The following is a 16,726-nucleotide window of genomic DNA, read 5'->3' on the forward strand; positions in this document are numbered from 1 at the left end:
CGTTCTTGATCGTTCTGGCCAATTTACACGGATTGTTGGTCTTTGTGGAGGTTAGGGTTCTCACGATTCGGTATATTGCGTGATTAAAAAATATACTTACTGTCCAAAAAGTGTGCTTTGCCGGTTCGCTGGGCCACGGGAATGTGAGGCTGACGGCAAGGTTGCCTTGTAACATGCCTAAGTATTGGGCTTTGTGGCGGCATGCCGCCTATCGGTTCCGATAAGCGGAGCTGAGGAGACAGGAAGGAATCGAACGTGAAACTGATTATTGCAGCAATCAAGCCTTTCAAGCTCGAAGAGGTGCGTGAAGCGCTGACCTCCATCGGCGTGCGTGGCATGATGGTGACCGAAATCAAGGGTTTCGGCGCACAGTCCGGCCATACGGAAATCTATCGCGGTGCTGAATATGCGGTGAATTTCGTGCCGAAAGTGAAACTGGAAATCGTCGTGACGGATGGTCTTGCAGACGAGGTCGTTGATACGATTCTCAAGGCTGCAAAAACCGACAAGATCGGTGACGGCAAGATCTTCGTGCTCGACGTCGAACAATCGGTTCGCGTTCGTACCGGCGAAACCAACGAAGACGCTCTCTAAAGCGTCCGTGGGACAGGGGAATTACTGATGAAAAACTTCGGAAGACTTACCGGCCTTGCGGCCGCGGCCGCGCTGGTGGCTATGCCCGCGCTGGCTCAGGATGCACCGGCGGCTCCCTCCGCAGTGCCGACCGACAGCGTCTGGATCCTGAACACGCTGCTGTTCCTCGTGGGCGGCTTCCTCGTGTTCTTCATGGCGGCAGGTTTCGCCATGCTCGAAGCGGGCCTTGTTCGCTCGAAAAACGTGGCGATGCAGTGCCTCAAGAACATCGCGCTCTTTTCGATCGCCTGCATCATGTACTACCTGATCGGCTACAACCTGATGTATCCGCTGGGCAATTGGTCGATCGGCTCCGATGAGACCGGCGGCTATCTGGGCGCGTTCGCGACCGCAGTTCTCGAAGCCGTTGGCGTTGGTGCGGATGCGGTTGACGACTATTCCTATGCCTCGACCGGCTCGGACTTCTTCTTCCAGGTCATGTTCTGTGGCGCAACCGCCTCGATCGTGTCGGGGGCTCTGGCCGAGCGTATCAAGCTGTGGCCCTTCCTGATCTTCACCGCGATCCTGACCGGCGTGATCTATCCGATCCAGGCATCGTGGAAATGGGGCGGCGGCTTCCTCGACAGCCAGTTCGGCTTCCTCGATTTCGCAGGTTCGACCGTCGTGCACTCCGTCGGTGGCTGGGCAGCTCTTGCTGGCTGTCTGATCCTCGGCCCGCGTATCGGTAAATACAAAGACGGCCGCGTGACCCCCTTCCCGGGCTCCAACCTGACCCTTGCCACGCTCGGTACCTTCATCCTATGGCTCGGCTGGTTCGGCTTCAACGGTGGCTCGCAGCTGGCGCTCGGTTCGATCGGTAACGCAGCCGACGTGTCGCGTATCTTCGTAAACACCAACATGGCCGCCTGTGCCGGTGCTTTCGCGGCAATGGTTCTGACCCAGATCCTCTACAAGAAGCCCGACCTTACCATGGTGCTTAACGGTGCGCTGGCCGGCCTCGTGTCGATCACCGCAGAGCCGCTGACCCCGGGTCTCGGCTGGGCCTGCATCATCGGTGCCATCGGCGGTATCATCGTGGTCTTCGCGGTTCCGTTCCTCGACAAGCTGAAGATCGATGACGTTGTCGGCGCGATCCCGGTCCACCTGTTCTGCGGTATCTGGGGCACCCTGGCTGTCTGCATCACCAACCCCGATGCGACGTTCATGGGCCAGCTGATCTCGATCATCATCGTCGGCGTCTTCGTCTTCGTGGTCTCGGCGATCCTGTGGCTGATCCTCAAAGCTGTAATGGGTATCCGCGTCTCCGCCGAAGACGAGACCATGGGTCTCGACAAGGCCGAGCTGGGCATGGAAGCCTATCCGGAATTCCGCTCCTGATTTCAGGTGCAGTGTGAACAAGAAAGGCCCGGATCATCGATCCGGGCCTTTTGCATTGGACAAAGGATGGCAGAACCCGAGGTCCCTCCCGCCACCGCCTCAGCGGTTCTGGTTGTTGAGCGTATTGAGATTCTTGATCAGCGTCTCGAGGATGTCGGTCAGCTGTTCATAGGTGCCCTCCGGCATGCCGGTCATCGATTCGGCATAGACCTTATCGGCGGCGCTGCGGGCATCGGCAAAGGTGCTCTGGGCTTTTTCGGTGGGTGCCACGAGGCGCACGCGCCGGTCATTGGGCGAGGGCGCACGTTCGACCCAGTTGCCCTGTTCCATCCGGTCGACAAGGCGCGAGACCGAGATCGGCTCGATTTCCATCAGTTCGGCGAGCCGCGCCTGTGGCAACGGGCCTTCCCGCATCAGGATCGACATCAGACGCCATTGCGAGGAAGTCAGCCCGATTTCGGCAGTATGGGTTTCGAAGCGGCTACGCACGGCGCGCGACGCATCATGAAGAAGATAGGCTAGGCGGGCTTTGGGCATAGTGGACCTCTGTTGTACAACGCCAATCTAGGGCGAAATTGTTATGATTTTATAAGTCCGCTCAAATTAACTTCAACATATTCTGGTTACAATATGCGAAAAGGCAGCCCGGAGGCTGCCTTTCATGTTTGCGGAGCCTATACGCGGTTAAACGCCGGCGGCAACAATCGCCTTGGCCAGAAGCGGCACGGAGGTCTTGTTCAGGCCCGCGATATTCAGGCGGCTATCGCCGACCATGTAGATCGCATTGTCCTCACGCATCTTCAGAACCTGCTCTTCGGTCGCGCCCAGGCGCGAGAACATCCCGCGGTGATGGGCCAGGAAGTCGAACCGGTCCGAATTGGTCAGCTGGCGCAGTTCCGAGGCGAGTTGCTCGCGCAGGCCCAGCATGCCGTTGCGCACGGCTTCCAGCTCGTCTTCCCATTCTTGACGCAGGGTCGGGTCGGTGAGGACCTTGGCCACCAGCGCCTGCCCGTGGAAGGGCGGGAAGGAATAGGCCAGACGGTTGAGTTTGCTGAGGTTGTCCTGCGTGACGGCGGTATTGGCCGCATCGCCCAGCACCATCAGGCAGCCGGTGCGCTCGCGGTAGATGCCGAAATTCTTCGAGCAGGAGGCCGCAATCATCAGTTCGGGCATTTTTTCGGCCATCAGGCGAGTGCCGGCGGCATCAGCCTCGAGACCGTCACCGAAGCCCTGATAGGCCAGATCGATCATCGGGGTCGCGCCGGTTTCGAGCAGGGTCTCTGCAACCACGGCCCATTGCTCCAGCGTCAGGTTGGCGCCGGTCGGGTTATGGCAGCAGCCATGCAGCAGGACGACATCGCCCTTCTTGGCCTGCTTGAGGTCCTCGATCATCGCATCGAAAGCCACCGCGCGGGCGTCATTGTCGAAATAGCGATAGGGTTTGACCTCGACACCCATGAAATTCAGGATGGTGATATGGTTCGGCCAGGTGGGGTCCGACACCCAGACCTTCATGTCGGGATTGGCCACGCGTGCCAGTTCGAACGCCTGACGGCAGGCACCGGTGCCGCCCACGGTCGACAGGAAGGCCAGACGGTCGGCGGGATAGCCCTCGCCCAGAACCATCGAGGCCATCGCCGCGTGGAAGTCGGGCTGGCCCGCAAGGCCTGCATAGCTTTTGGTGGTCTCGGTCTCGTGCAGGATCTTTTCTGCCTTCGAGATCGCGGTCATGATCGGGGTCTTGCCTTCAGCAGTCTTATAGACGCCGACGCCGAGGTCGATCTTGTCCTCGCGCGGATCCGCGCGATAGAGGCCGGACAGGGCAAGGATCTTGTCTGCCGGTTGCGGTTTGAGATTGCTGAACATCATGCTTCTCCGGTTGCGACCCTGAGGTCGTTATACATGCCCCATTCGGACCAGCTGCCGTCATAGAGCGACCAGTCGGTTTTGCCCATCGATTCGAGCGCCAGCGCCAACACCGACGCGGTGACACCCGATCCACAGGACGTAATGGCGGGTTTCGCCAGATCGACGCCTGCCGCCTCGAAAACGGCGCGCAGTTCGTCGGGGGATTTCATCGTGCCATTGCCGGTGAGCACCTCGCCAAAGGGCACATTGCGCGCATTGGGGATATGGCCCGCCCTCAGGCCGGGGCGCGGCTCGGGCTGGATGCCGGCAAAGCGCGCGGGTGCGCGGGCGTCGATGATCACGGCATCACCCAGTTTCGAGCTATGCGCCACCTGCGTCACATCCTTCACCAGCTGCGCCTGACGCTGCACGGTCATATGGCGCTCGCGCAAGACGGGGGGCAGATCTTCGGTCGGGCGTCCCTCGGCCAGCCATTTCGGCAGGCCGCCATCGAGCACGGCCACATCCGTTTTGCCAAAGAGGCGGAACAGCCACCACACGCGCGGTGCCGAGAAGATGCCGCTCTGGTCATAGATCACTACCTGATGGCCGTCGCCCACACCCATCGCCCGCATCCGCGAGATGAACTTCTCGGCGGGCGGGGCCATATGCGGCAGATCGGAGCGGTGATCGGAAATCTCGTCGATATCGAAGAACCGCGCATTGGGGATATGGCAGGCCTCATAGGCCGCTTTGGCGTCCCTGTCGGAGCCGGGCATGAACCAGGACGCGTCGATCACCCGCAGGTCGGGGTTCTTCAGATGGTTCTCGAGCCACTCGGTCGATACCAGAGTCTTGGGATTATCCATCGTGCCACGTCCTCCCTTGCGGTCATTGCCTTGATTAAACGGAAGGGGCTCGGCGGTGCAAGTAGGGATAGGGCAGGGCGGGGATCTAGGGCCCGCCCCGACTCACATATTCTGCTTGAGCAGGCGCTGTTTCTGGCGGTTCCAGTCGCGCTTGGCTTCGGTGGCGCGCTTGTCGGCCACTTTCTTACCCTTGGCGATACCGATCAGGAGCTTCACGAAGCCCTTGTCGTTGAAGTACATCTTCAGCGGCACAATGGTCATGCCCTCGCGCTGGGTCGCGTTCCACAGGCGCGAGAGTTCCCGCTTGGACACCAGCAGCTTGCGCTTGCGGCGTTCCTCGTGGCCGAAGGTCTTGGCCTGGGCATATTTCTCGATATTGCCATTGATCAGCCAAAGCTCGGCCTCCTCGACCGAGGCGTAGCTCTCGGCGATGTTGGCGCGGCCATTGCGCAGGGACTTGACCTCGGAGCCCGTCAGCACGATGCCCGCCTCGAGCGTATCCTCGACTGCGTAATGGTAGCGTGCCTGACGGTTTTCGGCGATCAGGCCGTTATTTTCTGAACTCGGTTTCTTTGCCATGGTCGCGCAGAGATAGGGCGGGCGGGCGTCTGAGTAAAGATCCCCAATCGTCCTGTCTGACCAAAACGTGAGGCTTTTTTGCGGAAACGCTGAAACTTCTCCCCGCTTCTGCCCGTATACTCTCCAAAGGCCGCAATCCCGGAGGACCGAGTATGACGCGCAGAGAGTGGGATATCTACAAGGATAGGGACGTCACCCCCAAGGAGATGTTCCTCAAGCGCCGCCAGATCATGGCAGGAGGGCTGGGGGCGGGGCTCGTGGCGGCGCTGCCCAAGGGCGCGCGGGCCGAGGAGGCGCTCAAGCCCAACACATTCGAGGAGATCACCTCCTACAACAACTTCTATGAATTCGGTTGGGATAAATCCGACCCCGCCAAATATGCCAGCGCGCTGACGACCTCGCCATGGCCGGTCGAGATCGACGGTCTGGTCGACAAGCCCGGCACCTATGCTTTCGATGATCTGATGAAGATGGTCACCGTGGAAGAGCGTATCTACCGCTTCCGCTGTGTGGAGGCGTGGTCGATGGTAATCCCATGGTCGGGCTTCCAGCTGTCCGAGCTGCTGAAAAGGGTCGGCGTGCAGCCGGAGGCGAAATATGTGGCCTTCACCTCGGTCCTGCGCCCCGAGGAGATGCCCGGCCAGAAAGGCTATTCCGGTATCGACTGGCCCTATCAGGAGGGGCTGCGCATGGATGAGGCGATGAATCCCCTGACCCTGATGGCGACGGGGCTCTATGGCGAGGATCTCCCCAAACAGAACGGCGCGCCCATGCGACTGGTCGTGCCATGGAAATACGGGTTCAAATCCGCCAAGAGCATCGTGAAGATCTCGCTGGTGAAGGATCAGCCGCTCAATACCTGGCAGGCGCTGCAGCCCAGCGAATATGGCTTCTATGCCAATGTGAACCCGCAGGTGGATCACCCGCGCTGGTCGCAGGCGACGGAGCGCGTCATCGGCGCAGGCCTGTTCGGTGGCCGCAAGGAGACACTGATGTTCAACGGCTATGGAGATCAGGTCGCCGCCATGTATGACGGTATGGATCTCCGGAAGTTCTATTGATGCAACTGGCTATCGCATCCCCGATCAATCGCGCGACGCGGCATCTGCCGACCTGGGTCGTCTACCTTGCGGGGCTGATCCCGCTGGCCTGGGTCGTCTGGCTGGTTCTCTCGGGCGGGATCGGCGTCGATCCGGTCAAGGGAATCGAGCACCGTCTGGGCAAGATCGCGTTGTGGTTCCTGATTGGCGGTTTGGTGATCTCGCCCCTGCGGCGGATCACGGGCGTGAACCTTCTGCGCTACCGTCGTGCGGCCGGTCTTCTGGGCTTCTTCTATGTGGCGCTTCACCTCATGGCGTGGATCGTTCTCGATATGGCGCTTCTCTGGAGCCAGCTGCTGCCTGACCTCTACCGCAGGCCCTATCTCTTGTTCGGGATCGCTGCATTCGCGTTGCTGATTCCGTTGGCAGTGACGTCGAACAACGCCTCGATCCGGCGTTTGGGGAAAAATTGGCGCCGCCTGCATTGGCTCGTTTATCCTGCGGTGGGATTGGGGCTCCTGCACTATCTCTGGCAGATGAAGGTCATCTCTGGCGAGGGCTGGATCTGGACTTTGGTGTTTGTGGCCTTGCTGGGCGCGCGCCTCTTCTGGCGGTTTCGGGGACGCTGAGCCCCTTATCGGCTCTGACGGGGGAAGGATGAGAGATCGGGAGATCTGGCTGTGATCCATCGGCGCCGTTTCTTCGCTGGCAGCGGTCGTTCGCAAGGCTCTCGATGGGGTGCTTTAAAATAAATACATAAATTTCAGTATGTTATTTGAATTTTTGTATGAATTTATGATTTTCGTTGAAAAAGGGGTTGCGGTGTTTGGGTGTTGTCCGTAAATACCGCTTCACCGCAGCGGCAGACGACGCAGCGGGGCGCGGAGGCCGCGGCAGACGGGATCGAGAGAGACGGTTTGGGGTGGTTAAAGCGATAGACATTCGGAAGATGAGGTTTGCGGTTCGCACCTGAGGGATTGGGTGCTGCTGTTGATTTTTGTCTTCGGCTCTTTGACATTGATGGTTTTACTGAAGAGATATGCGGGCGGTTTGGTCTATGATCGACTAAATGAACGTCTGTATATCGGCTCACTAGGGTTTCGGCTCGATGATGTGAGTGTCAGCTTCACTGTTTGTCGGTATCACGCAAGTGGAACGATAAGCAGAAGCGTTTATTCTTTATGGATAGACGATGTGCAGTGGTTCATACGTCAAGGTTAGCGATGCAAATCGCTTTCAACTTGAGAGTTTGATCCTGGCTCAGAACGAACGCTGGCGGCAGGCCTAACACATGCAAGTCGAGCGAGATCTTCGGATCTAGCGGCGGACGGGTTAGTAACGCGTGGGAACGTACCCTTTGCTACGGAATAGTCCCGGGAAACTGGGTTTAATACCGTATACGCCCTTCGGGGGAAAGATTTATCGGCAAAGGATCGGCCCGCGTTAGATTAGATAGTTGGTGGGGTAATGGCCTACCAAGTCTACGATCTATAGCTGGTTTGAGAGGATGATCAGCAACACTGGGACTGAGACACGGCCCAGACTCCTACGGGAGGCAGCAGTGGGGAATCTTAGACAATGGGCGCAAGCCTGATCTAGCCATGCCGCGTGAGCGATGAAGGCCTTAGGGTTGTAAAGCTCTTTCAGTCGTGAAGATAATGACGGTAGCGACAGAAGAAGCCCCGGCTAACTCCGTGCCAGCAGCCGCGGTAATACGGAGGGGGCTAGCGTTGTTCGGAATTACTGGGCGTAAAGCGCACGTAGGCGGACTATTAAGTCAGGGGTGAAATCCCGGGGCTCAACCCCGGAACGGCCTCTGATACTGGTAGTCTTGAGTTCGAGAGAGGTAAGTGGAATTCCGAGTGTAGAGGTGAAATTCGTAGATATTCGGAGGAACACCAGTGGCGAAGGCGGCTTACTGGCTCGATACTGACGCTGAGGTGCGAAAGTGTGGGGAGCAAACAGGATTAGATACCCTGGTAGTCCACACCGTAAACGATGAATGCCAGTCGTCGGCAAGCATGCTTGTCGGTGACACACCTAACGGATTAAGCATTCCGCCTGGGGAGTACGGTCGCAAGATTAAAACTCAAAGGAATTGACGGGGGCCCGCACAAGCGGTGGAGCATGTGGTTTAATTCGAAGCAACGCGCAGAACCTTACCAACCCTTGACATCCTGATCGCGGTTAGTGGAGACACTTTCCTTCAGTTCGGCTGGATCAGTGACAGGTGCTGCATGGCTGTCGTCAGCTCGTGTCGTGAGATGTTCGGTTAAGTCCGGCAACGAGCGCAACCCACGTCCTTAGTTGCCATCAGTTCGGCTGGGCACTCTAGGGAAACTGCCGATGATAAGTCGGAGGAAGGTGTGGATGACGTCAAGTCCTCATGGCCCTTACGGGTTGGGCTACACACGTGCTACAATGGCGATGACAATGGGCTAATCCCAAAAAGTCGTCTCAGTTCGGATTGGGGTCTGCAACTCGACCCCATGAAGTCGGAATCGCTAGTAATCGCGTAACAGCATGACGCGGTGAATACGTTCCCGGGCCTTGTACACACCGCCCGTCACACCATGGGAGTTGGGTCTACCCGACGGCCGTGCGCCAACCAGCAATGGAGGCAGCGGACCACGGTAGGCTCAGCGACTGGGGTGAAGTCGTAACAAGGTAGCCGTAGGGGAACCTGCGGCTGGATCACCTCCTTTCTAAGGATGTTTCTAGTAGCTTGGCTTGCCTTGCTCGTGAAACACTTAGCATGAGGCTCAGTCAGAGCCTCGCAAAATACGGCCAGGCCGTCCTCATATCTCTTCAGTAGTCGGAAAAATGCCAAGGGCTTCGGTCCAGGAATGGGTCGGTAGCTCAGGTGGTTAGAGCGCACGCCTGATAAGCGTGAGGTCGGAGGTTCAAGTCCTCCTCGACCCACCACTTTCCACAGTTTATGGGGCCTTAGCTCAGCTGGGAGAGCGCCTGATTTGCATTCAGGAGGTCAGGAGTTCGATCCTCCTAGGCTCCACCATAACTCGCTACGCTTTGTTATGATGAAGCCTAAGAGTTATGCTTCGCCAATCGTCAAGACGATTGGACGGATGGCTCCACCATAACTTCCGACGCAAGAAACCAGAAAATGGCCTGGATCCAATCAGATCAGCAAGACGTTCAGCTTGAACGGTTTGCTCGTCCGATTGGACGGTTTGATATCGTATATAGAGATGAAATTAAACATCAGCATCGTGGGTCGCCCAAGTACGGGTGACAGCAGTTTGATCTGCAAGCAACGATGTTGTTCAAGTCAAGTACACTAACCAATGTTGATGATCTTTCGGGATCGTCAGCGGGATATAGTATGCATGCTTTTGATACAGGAAGAAGTCTATCTTCTTCTGGATCAAATCAAGCGCGAGAAGGGCGTTTGGTGGATGCCTTGGCAGTAAGAGGCGATGAAGGACGTGATACTCTGCGATAAGCCATGGGGAGCTGAGAATAAGCTTTGATCCATGGATCTCCGAATGGGGAAACCCACCTGAATGTTCGTTGTAATTACTTCGGTAGCTTACAACTTGCATAACCAGGGACTTATTACCTGAATACATAGGGTTTTAAGAGCGAACCCGGGGAACTGAAACATCTAAGTACCCGGAGGAAAGGAAATCAATATGATACTCCGCTAGTAGTGGCGAGCGAACGCGGATCAGCCGAGCCTTGAGAGTGAGTAGAATGGTCTGGAATGTCCAGCAATATGGGTGATAGCCCCGTATACGAAGCTCAACGGGACGAATTAAGTAGGGCGGGACACGTGAAATCCTGTCTGAAGATCGGAGGACCACCTTCGAAGGCTAAGTACTCCTTACTGACCGATAGCGAACCAGTACCGTGAGGGAAAGGTGAAAAGCACCCCGACGAGGGGAGTGAAACAGTTTCTGAAACCGGACGCCTACAAGCAGTCGGAGGAGCCTCGAGCTCTGACGGCGTACCTTTTGTATAATGGGTCAACGACTTGGTCTTACGAGCAAGCTTAAGCCGATAGGTGTAGGCGCAGCGAAAGCGAGTCTTAACAGGGCGTCGAGTTCGTGGGATCAGACCCGAAACCGAGTGATCTAGCCATGTGCAGGATGAAGGTTGGGTAACACCAACTGGAGGTCCGAACCGACACCCGTTGAAAAGGGTCCGGATGACGTGTGGCTAGGGGTGAAAGGCCAATCAAACTCGGAGATAGCTGGTTCTCCGCGAAAGCTATTTAGGTAGCGCGTCGATTGTATTCTCCCGGGGGTAGAGCACTGCATGGATGATGGGGGCCCACAGCCTTACTGAGTCTAAGCAAACTCCGAATACCGGGAAGAACTGATCGGCAGACACACGGCGGGTGCTAACGTCCGTCGTGGAGAGGGAAACAACCCTGACCAACAGCTAAGGCCCCCAATTCGTGGCTAAGTGGGAAAGCATGTGGGACTTCCAAAACAACCAGGAGGTTGGCTTAGAAGCAGCCATCCTTTAAAGATAGCGTAACAGCTCACTGGTCTAGTTAAGAGGTCCTGCGGCGAAGATGTAACGGGGCTCAAGCCACGAGCCGAAGCTTTGGATGCACTGTGAAGTGCGTGGTAGCGGAGCGTTCTGTGATATAGAACGCTGCCTCCTTATCTCCTTCGGGAGTATTGGAGGCAATGTTCTGACTGTGAAGCCGGGCTGTAAGGCATCCGGTGGAGTGATCAGAAGTGAGAATGTTGACATGAGTAGCGACAAACAGGGTGAGAGACCCTGTCGCCGAAAGTCCAAGGGTTCCTGCTTAAAGCTAATCTGAGCAGGGTAAGCCGGCCCCTAAGGCGAGGCCGAAAGGCGTAGTCGATGGGAACCAGGTTAATATTCCTGGGCCGTGAGATGGTGACGGATCTGAACCGTTGTTCGACCTTATCGGATTGGTCGGGCAGCCTACAGGTCCCTGGAAATAGCCTCTCTATAAGACCGTACCCGAAACCGACACAGGTGGACTGGTAGAGAATACCAAGGCGCTTGAGAGAACCACGTTTAAGGAACTCGGCAAAATGCCTCCGTAAGTTCGCGAGAAGGAGGCCCCATCTGTAGGCAACTATAGGTGGGGGGCACAAACTAGGGGGTGGCGACTGTTTACTTAAAACACAGGGCTGTGCGAAGCCGTAAGGCGACGTATACAGTCTGACGCCTGCCCGGTGCCGGAAGGTTAAAAGGAGGGGTGCAAGCTCTGAATTGAAGCCCCGGTAAACGGCGGCCGTAACTATAACGGTCCTAAGGTAGCGAAATTCCTTGTCGGGTAAGTTCCGACCTGCACGAATGGCGTAACGATCTCCCCGCTGTCTCAAACGTGGACTCAGCGAAATTGAACTGTGTGTCAAGATGCACACTACCCGCGGTTAGACGGAAAGACCCCATGAACCTTTACTACAGCTTCACACTGGCATCAGGATTGTGATGTGCAGGATAGGTGGTAGCCTTTGAAGCCGGAACGCTAGTTCCGGTGGAGGCATCCTTGAGATACCACCCTTCGCACTCTTGATGTCTAACCGCGGTCCGTTATCCGGATCCGGGACCCTGTGTGGCGGGTAGTTTGACTGGGGCGGTCGCCTCCCAAAGAGTAACGGAGGCGCGCGAAGGTGGGCTCAGACCGGTCGGAAATCGGTCGTTGAGTGCAATGGCAAAAGCCTGCCTGACTGCGAGACTGACAAGTCGAGCAGAGACGAAAGTCGGCCATAGTGATCCGGTGGTCCCAAGTGGGAGGGCCATCGCTCAACGGATAAAAGGTACTCTGGGGATAACAGGCTGATGGTGCCCAAGAGTCCATATCGACGGCACCGTTTGGCACCTCGATGTCGGCTCATCTCATCCTGGGGCTGGAGCAGGTCCCAAGGGTACGGCTGTTCGCCGTTTAAAGAGGTACGTGAGCTGGGTTTAGAACGTCGTGAGACAGTTCGGTCCCTATCTGCCGTGGGTGTAGGATACTTGAGAAGAGTTGCCCCTAGTACGAGAGGACCGGGGTGAACGGACCACTGGTGGACCAGTTATCGTGCCAACGGTAGTGCTGGGTAGCTATGTCCGGACAGGATAACCGCTGAAAGCATCTAAGCGGGAAGCCCCCTTCAAAACTAGGTATCCCTTGAGGGCCGTGGAAGACCACCACGTCGATAGGCTGGAGATGTAAGTGCAGTAATGCATTCAGTTGACCAGTACTAATTGCCCGATTGGCTTGATTTGATCCAGTAGTAGACAGACACTCCTACAGATCAAAATCATGCATACGAACACAACTTGACTTGGACGCTCTTTATTCGGTTTGGTGGTCATAGCGCTGGCTATACACCCGGTCCCATTCCGAACCCGGCCGTTAAGGGCCAACACGCCAATGGTACTGCGTCTCAAGACGTGGGAGAGTAGGTCACCGCCAAACCTAATAAAGAGCGTCAATCATCTCTATAACGATACCCCCCCAATCAGACACATCCTTACGCGGGATGGAGCAGCCCGGTAGCTCGTCAGGCTCATAACCTGAAGGTCGTAGGTTCAAATCCTACTCCCGCAACCAAATAAAAAGCCGTCTCATCAGAGGCGGCTTCGCGCATTCTTGACACAGCAAAAATAGACCGGAAAATCCGCTCAGAAGAGCGAATGAAGACGGGCATCAAGAGCCTCCGCCTGCAAAATCTCCAGACGCACAGGCAATGTCAGCACCTCACCACGCAAGGATGAAGGCAAACGCGCAGCGTCCTTCTCCGTCGTCACAAGCTGTAAACCATCCGCCTGCGCATCATGCAAAAGACGCGACAACAGCGCAGCCGTGAAAGGCTGGTGGTCACCAAGTGACTCCGTCCGAACAACCGACGCACCCAAGCCTCGTAGCGTATCGAAAAACTTCTCTGGATAACCAATCCCCGCAAACGCCAAACACCGCAATCCACGCCAGTCCATACCCGTCGGCAACGGGGCCAGGTGGCCAGTAAAATGAGGGCAGGGAAGATAAGCGCCCCAGCGCGACGCAAAACGCTCTTGCGCCGCAGCCTCCCCGATCGAAACAACAAGATCAGCCCGCGAAAGACCCGCAGATACAGGCTCCCGCAACGGACCCGCTGGAAGGCAAAGCCCGTTCCCAAAACCTCGACCCGCATCCACAACCACAATGCTCAGATCCTTCACAAGCGCAGGGTTCTGGTGACCGTCATCAAGCACAATCACATCCGCCCCCGCAGCACAGGCCGCAACACCGCCCGCCGCACGGTCCTTCGACACCCAGACAGGCGCGAAGGACGACAACAAAAGGGGCTCATCCCCGACAGCCGAGGCATCATGCACACGCGCATCAACCCGCACAGGACCAATCAACCGCCCACCATGCCCGCGAGAAACAATATGCGGTGCGTGACCGAGCGCCTGAAGGAGCTGCACAACCGCCATAACCGTCGGCGTCTTCCCCGTCCCGCCCGCATTGATGTTACCAACGCAGATAACCGGAATATTCAAACGCAACCCCTCACGACAAACGCGACGAGAAGTCGCATAGGCCGTAACCAAACCAAGCGGGGACAAAGCAAGTGACAATAGGGAGCGCTTGGACTCCCAGAATAACGGAGCACGCATCAGAATGATCGCAAGCTGTTGCACGCTGTGCAGTGCGGGACGTAAAGAATTGGCGCCATGTTACTTTACCCGCAGGACAATCTTGCCGATATGGGTCGAGCTTTCCATATGCGCATGTGCCTTGGCCGCCTCTGTCAGCTCGAAGGTCGAATCCAACAGCACCTTCAGCTTGCCGGTCTCGACCATCGGCCAGACCTTCTCGCGCAGCTCCGCAGCAATGGCGGCCTTTTGCGCGTCTGTCTGCGGGCGCAGGGTTGAGCCGGTGATCGTCAGGCGGCGGGTCATCACCTGCGCGAAGTTGATCTCGGCTTTGGGGCCTTGCAGGAAGGCGATGAAAACCAGACGGCCATCCATCGCAAGCGCCTTCAGATCGCGCTTGATATAGTCGCCCCCCACCATATCGAGGATCAGATCGGCACCGCCATCCGCCGCCAGAACCTTCACGAAATCCTCTTCGCGGTAGTTGATGGCCTTGGCGCCCAATGCCGCGCAGGCCTCGCATTTGGCCTCCGAACCTGCCGTGGCATAAACGGTCGCGCCGAGGGCGCGCGCGATCTGGATCGCGGTCGTGCCGATACCGGACGAGCCGCCATGCACCAGAAACCGCTCGCCGCCCTTTAGTCCGCCGCGCATCACCACATTGGACCAGACCGTGAAACAGGTCTCGGGCAGGCAGGCCGCGAGCTGGAGGTCCAGACCCGCAGGCACCGGCAGCGCATGGGCGGCAGGGCAGGTGACATATTCGGCATAGCCACCACCCGGCACGAGTGCGCAGACCGTATCTCCTACCGTCCAGTCGCTGACCCCCGGTCCGCAGGCCGCCACGCGGCCCGAGACCTCGAGGCCGGGCAGGTCGGAGGCACCGGGCGGCGGGTCGTAGAGACCGGCCCGTTGCAGCGCATCGGGACGGTTGACGCCCGCATAGGCCACCTCGATCAGGATCTCGCCATAGCCCGGAACGGGCACCGCGCGATGGGCGGGTTTCAGCACCTCGGGAGCGCCGGATTGGGTGATCTCCATCACCTGCATTTCATGCGGGAGGCTCATTCGTTTGTCCTTTCCGTGCGGCCGGGCAGGTCGTCGCAACCCTTGGGCGCGCGGATGCCCGACAGCATCGTCTTGAGGAAGGGGAGTTTCATGACGCTGCCCTTCACTTTCTCGAATTGCATGACATCGCCAATGCGGTGGTCGATGAAGGCCCATGTCTCGGCATGGTCTTCGCTTTCATCGCCCATCCAGAACAGCACGGAGGCCGAGTAGACGCCGGTCAGGGTCATGCGCTTGGTGTACCAGTTATAATCCGTGGAGCTGTCGCCAAGGGCGGTCCAGATCAGATCGCAGGTATTCCAGACGAGTTTGGTGCCGGTGGCGGCATTTTGCGGCAGTGCAAAAAGCGCCGCCCCGCGGCGCACCAGTTCGGGGTCAACTGCCTCCAGCCTTGCACGCAGCGCAAAAGCAACCTTCTCGCGGAATTTCATCTCGCCAAGGTCGGCCTCTTGCAGCGCCTTCACCATCGCGCGATCGCCTTGGCGATGATATTCCACCGCCAGATCCATCGCGCCGCGCGGGCAGATCAGCTTCGCCACACCCGCATCCATACCCGAATCACTTACCGCCATATCGAAGGCGGGTTTGGCCCAACCATCGAAGGGAACATGCGGCAGGATGGCCTCCAGCAGCTCTGCCTTGGCGCGATCGACGTCGAGATGATCGTTTTTCATGGCCTTTCCCTTTCGGGCCCCCTTTCAGGTGGTAGACAAATGGAAGGTTTATAGCTATATGAAGCGCTCCTGCAAACCGATGCAACTCTAACTTAGGAAGGTGGTGACACCATGCAGGTCAGCGTTCGCGATAACAACGTCGATCAGGCGCTTCGTGCCCTGAAGAAGAAACTTCAACGTGAAGGCGTTTTCCGTGAAATGAAGCTTCGGCAACATTTCGAGAAGCCGTCCGTGAAGAAAGCGCGCGAGAAGGCGGAAGCCGTTCGCCGTGCCCGTAAACTGGCGCGTAAAAAAGCACAGCGTGAAGGGGCTCTCTGAGTTTCGACGTGTTGAGAAAGCTGGCGGGTTTGCCCGCACCTTGAACCCCCTCGGTTTCCTTGGGGGTTTTTTGGTGTCTCGGGCTCAGCGGATCCCGTCCATCTGCGCATCCGTCAGGGTGCAATCGCGGATTACATCGGCACCGCAGCTGCGCGGCGAGAGATCCTTATCCAGACAGATGCGGACCTCCTGAATGCGGTTTGCCTGACAGGTCACCGTCACGCCATTCGCGGTGAGCGCGGGATTGGCTTCGAGGAAGGCCTCCTCCACCACATGGGCGGGCAGGGTGACATCCTTGGTAAGCTTTTCGAACACATCGGGGATTTCCACGCCGTCATAGGCGCGGCGTGCCAGATCCAGATAGGCCTGCGCCCCGAGCCCCGAACAGCGCCCGTGCTTTTTCCACTGATACCATGCGGCCCCTGTTGTGCCCATGATATCGGCCATCGCGGCTGTCTGGCGCTTGGACGGATCGCGGGCGGGTGTGGTGCAATAGCTGGGCCAGCCCTGTTCGTTTTGCGGCCAGAGCCCGTGCAGGACGAAATCATGCGCTCCGTTGCGGGCCGTGTCGCATTGGGGCGAGTTGCGGGCATCGCCGGTCAGCGCACACCATGTAGGGGACCAGCTGAGCGCGAGCACATAATAATCGAATTGCCCCGCCTTCTCGCCCTCGGCCCGTGCGGGCAGAGCCAGCCCCGACAGGGCCATGATCATCAGGAATGCGCGAAGTTTCGTCATTTTCTCTTTTCCCGAGCTGTGGATTTGAGTATATACGGCTCCAATT

At 57.7% G+C, this 16,726-nt stretch carries 13 protein-coding genes, 3 tRNA genes and 3 rRNA genes; 11 read left to right on the forward strand and 8 right to left on the reverse strand.

Annotation, left to right across the window (positions count from 1 at the left end):
- Positions 1 to 255 precede the first annotated feature (255 nt).
- Together WDB91_RS05065 and WDB91_RS05070 are read left to right on the forward strand one after the other, a co-directional pair.
- Positions 256 to 594: a P-II family nitrogen regulator gene (locus WDB91_RS05065; RefSeq protein WP_339114057.1), complete on the forward strand. Its 339-nt coding sequence runs from the start codon at positions 256 to 258 to the stop codon at positions 592 to 594.
- Between the two features lie 27 nt (positions 595 to 621).
- Entirely contained in the window at positions 622 to 1,971 is a 1,350-nt protein-coding gene (locus WDB91_RS05070) for an ammonium transporter (protein ID WP_339114058.1), read from the forward strand.
- A 99-nt stretch (positions 1,972 to 2,070) separates the two neighbouring features.
- Here the strand turns inward: WDB91_RS05070 and WDB91_RS05075 are convergent, their stop codons facing one another.
- The 4 genes from WDB91_RS05075 to smpB all read right to left on the reverse strand — a co-directional run bounded on the left by WDB91_RS05075 (position 2,071) and on the right by smpB (position 5,267).
- Positions 2,071 to 2,508 (reverse strand): MarR family transcriptional regulator, encoded by a 438-nt coding sequence (locus WDB91_RS05075; RefSeq protein ID WP_339114059.1) that lies wholly within the window; start codon positions 2,506 to 2,508, stop codon positions 2,071 to 2,073.
- A 147-nt stretch (positions 2,509 to 2,655) separates the two neighbouring features.
- On the reverse strand, positions 2,656 to 3,837 hold the full coding sequence (locus WDB91_RS05080; protein ID WP_339114455.1) for an amino acid aminotransferase: 1,182 nt from the start codon (positions 3,835 to 3,837) through the stop codon (positions 2,656 to 2,658).
- Positions 3,837 to 4,688, reverse strand: coding sequence for a 3-mercaptopyruvate sulfurtransferase (gene sseA, locus WDB91_RS05085; RefSeq protein ID WP_339114060.1), 852 nt, complete (start codon positions 4,686 to 4,688; stop codon positions 3,837 to 3,839). Before sseA ends, WDB91_RS05080 begins: the two co-directional genes overlap by 1 nt.
- Before the next feature lie 102 nt (positions 4,689 to 4,790).
- The gene (smpB, locus tag WDB91_RS05090) at positions 4,791 to 5,267 is read right to left on the reverse strand and encodes an SsrA-binding protein SmpB (RefSeq protein ID WP_339114061.1); all 477 of its coding nucleotides are present in this window, start codon (positions 5,265 to 5,267) and stop codon (positions 4,791 to 4,793) included.
- Between the two features lie 152 nt (positions 5,268 to 5,419).
- On the opposite strand from smpB, the gene msrP reads away from it, so the two are divergent.
- The 8 genes from msrP (at position 5,420) to WDB91_RS05130 (ending at position 12,854) form a co-directional block, all read left to right on the forward strand.
- Positions 5,420 to 6,328 (forward strand): protein-methionine-sulfoxide reductase catalytic subunit MsrP, encoded by a 909-nt coding sequence (gene msrP, locus WDB91_RS05095; RefSeq protein WP_339114062.1) that lies wholly within the window; start codon positions 5,420 to 5,422, stop codon positions 6,326 to 6,328.
- The gene (gene msrQ, locus WDB91_RS05100) at positions 6,328 to 6,936 is read left to right on the forward strand and encodes a protein-methionine-sulfoxide reductase heme-binding subunit MsrQ (protein WP_339114063.1); all 609 of its coding nucleotides are present in this window, start codon (positions 6,328 to 6,330) and stop codon (positions 6,934 to 6,936) included. The genes msrP and msrQ overlap by 1 nt, the downstream gene beginning before the upstream one ends.
- A 608-nt stretch (positions 6,937 to 7,544) precedes the next feature.
- Positions 7,545 to 9,012 (forward strand): 16S ribosomal RNA (locus tag WDB91_RS05105).
- A 143-nt stretch (positions 9,013 to 9,155) separates the two neighbouring features.
- Positions 9,156 to 9,232: transfer RNA gene (locus WDB91_RS05110), tRNA-Ile, on the forward strand.
- A 15-nt stretch (positions 9,233 to 9,247) separates the two neighbouring features.
- Positions 9,248 to 9,323: transfer RNA gene (locus WDB91_RS05115), tRNA-Ala, on the forward strand.
- 372 nt (positions 9,324 to 9,695) lie between these two features.
- Positions 9,696 to 12,526 (forward strand): 23S ribosomal RNA (locus tag WDB91_RS05120).
- 78 nt (positions 12,527 to 12,604) lie between these two features.
- Positions 12,605 to 12,719: ribosomal RNA gene (gene rrf / locus WDB91_RS05125) — 5S ribosomal RNA — on the forward strand.
- The 16S, 23S and 5S rRNA genes sit together here with 3 tRNA genes alongside, the layout of an rRNA operon.
- A gap of 58 nt (positions 12,720 to 12,777) precedes the next feature.
- Positions 12,778 to 12,854: transfer RNA gene (locus WDB91_RS05130), tRNA-Met, on the forward strand.
- A gap of 71 nt (positions 12,855 to 12,925) precedes the next feature.
- Here WDB91_RS05130 and lpxK read toward each other — a convergent pair.
- From lpxK to WDB91_RS05145, 3 genes are read right to left on the reverse strand one after another with little or no spacing between them, the layout of a single operon-like run.
- Positions 12,926 to 13,903 carry a tetraacyldisaccharide 4'-kinase gene (gene lpxK / locus WDB91_RS05135; protein ID WP_339113853.1) on the reverse strand — a complete coding sequence of 326 codons (978 nt, stop codon included), beginning with the start codon at positions 13,901 to 13,903 and terminating at the stop codon, positions 12,926 to 12,928.
- Between the two features lie 60 nt (positions 13,904 to 13,963).
- A complete protein-coding gene (locus WDB91_RS05140; protein WP_339114064.1) occupies positions 13,964 to 14,950 on the reverse strand; it encodes an NAD(P)H-quinone oxidoreductase in 987 nt (328 codons plus the stop codon).
- The gene (locus WDB91_RS05145; protein WP_339114065.1) at positions 14,947 to 15,624 is read right to left on the reverse strand and encodes a COQ9 family protein; all 678 of its coding nucleotides are present in this window, start codon (positions 15,622 to 15,624) and stop codon (positions 14,947 to 14,949) included. The genes WDB91_RS05140 and WDB91_RS05145 overlap by 4 nt, the downstream gene beginning before the upstream one ends.
- 111 nt (positions 15,625 to 15,735) lie before the next feature.
- On the opposite strand from WDB91_RS05145, the gene rpsU reads away from it, so the two are divergent.
- Positions 15,736 to 15,942 (forward strand): 30S ribosomal protein S21, encoded by a 207-nt coding sequence (gene rpsU, locus WDB91_RS05150; RefSeq protein WP_083217574.1) that lies wholly within the window; start codon positions 15,736 to 15,738, stop codon positions 15,940 to 15,942.
- An 84-nt stretch (positions 15,943 to 16,026) separates the two neighbouring features.
- Here rpsU and WDB91_RS05155 read toward each other — a convergent pair whose 3' ends face one another.
- Positions 16,027 to 16,680: a ribonuclease T2 gene (locus tag WDB91_RS05155; protein ID WP_339114066.1), complete on the reverse strand. Its 654-nt coding sequence runs from the start codon at positions 16,678 to 16,680 to the stop codon at positions 16,027 to 16,029.
- Between the last annotated feature and the right edge of the window lie 46 nt (positions 16,681 to 16,726).

This window comes from Thioclava sp. GXIMD2076 (assembly GCF_037949795.1).
Taxonomy (GTDB): domain Bacteria; phylum Pseudomonadota; class Alphaproteobacteria; order Rhodobacterales; family Rhodobacteraceae; genus Thioclava; species Thioclava kandeliae.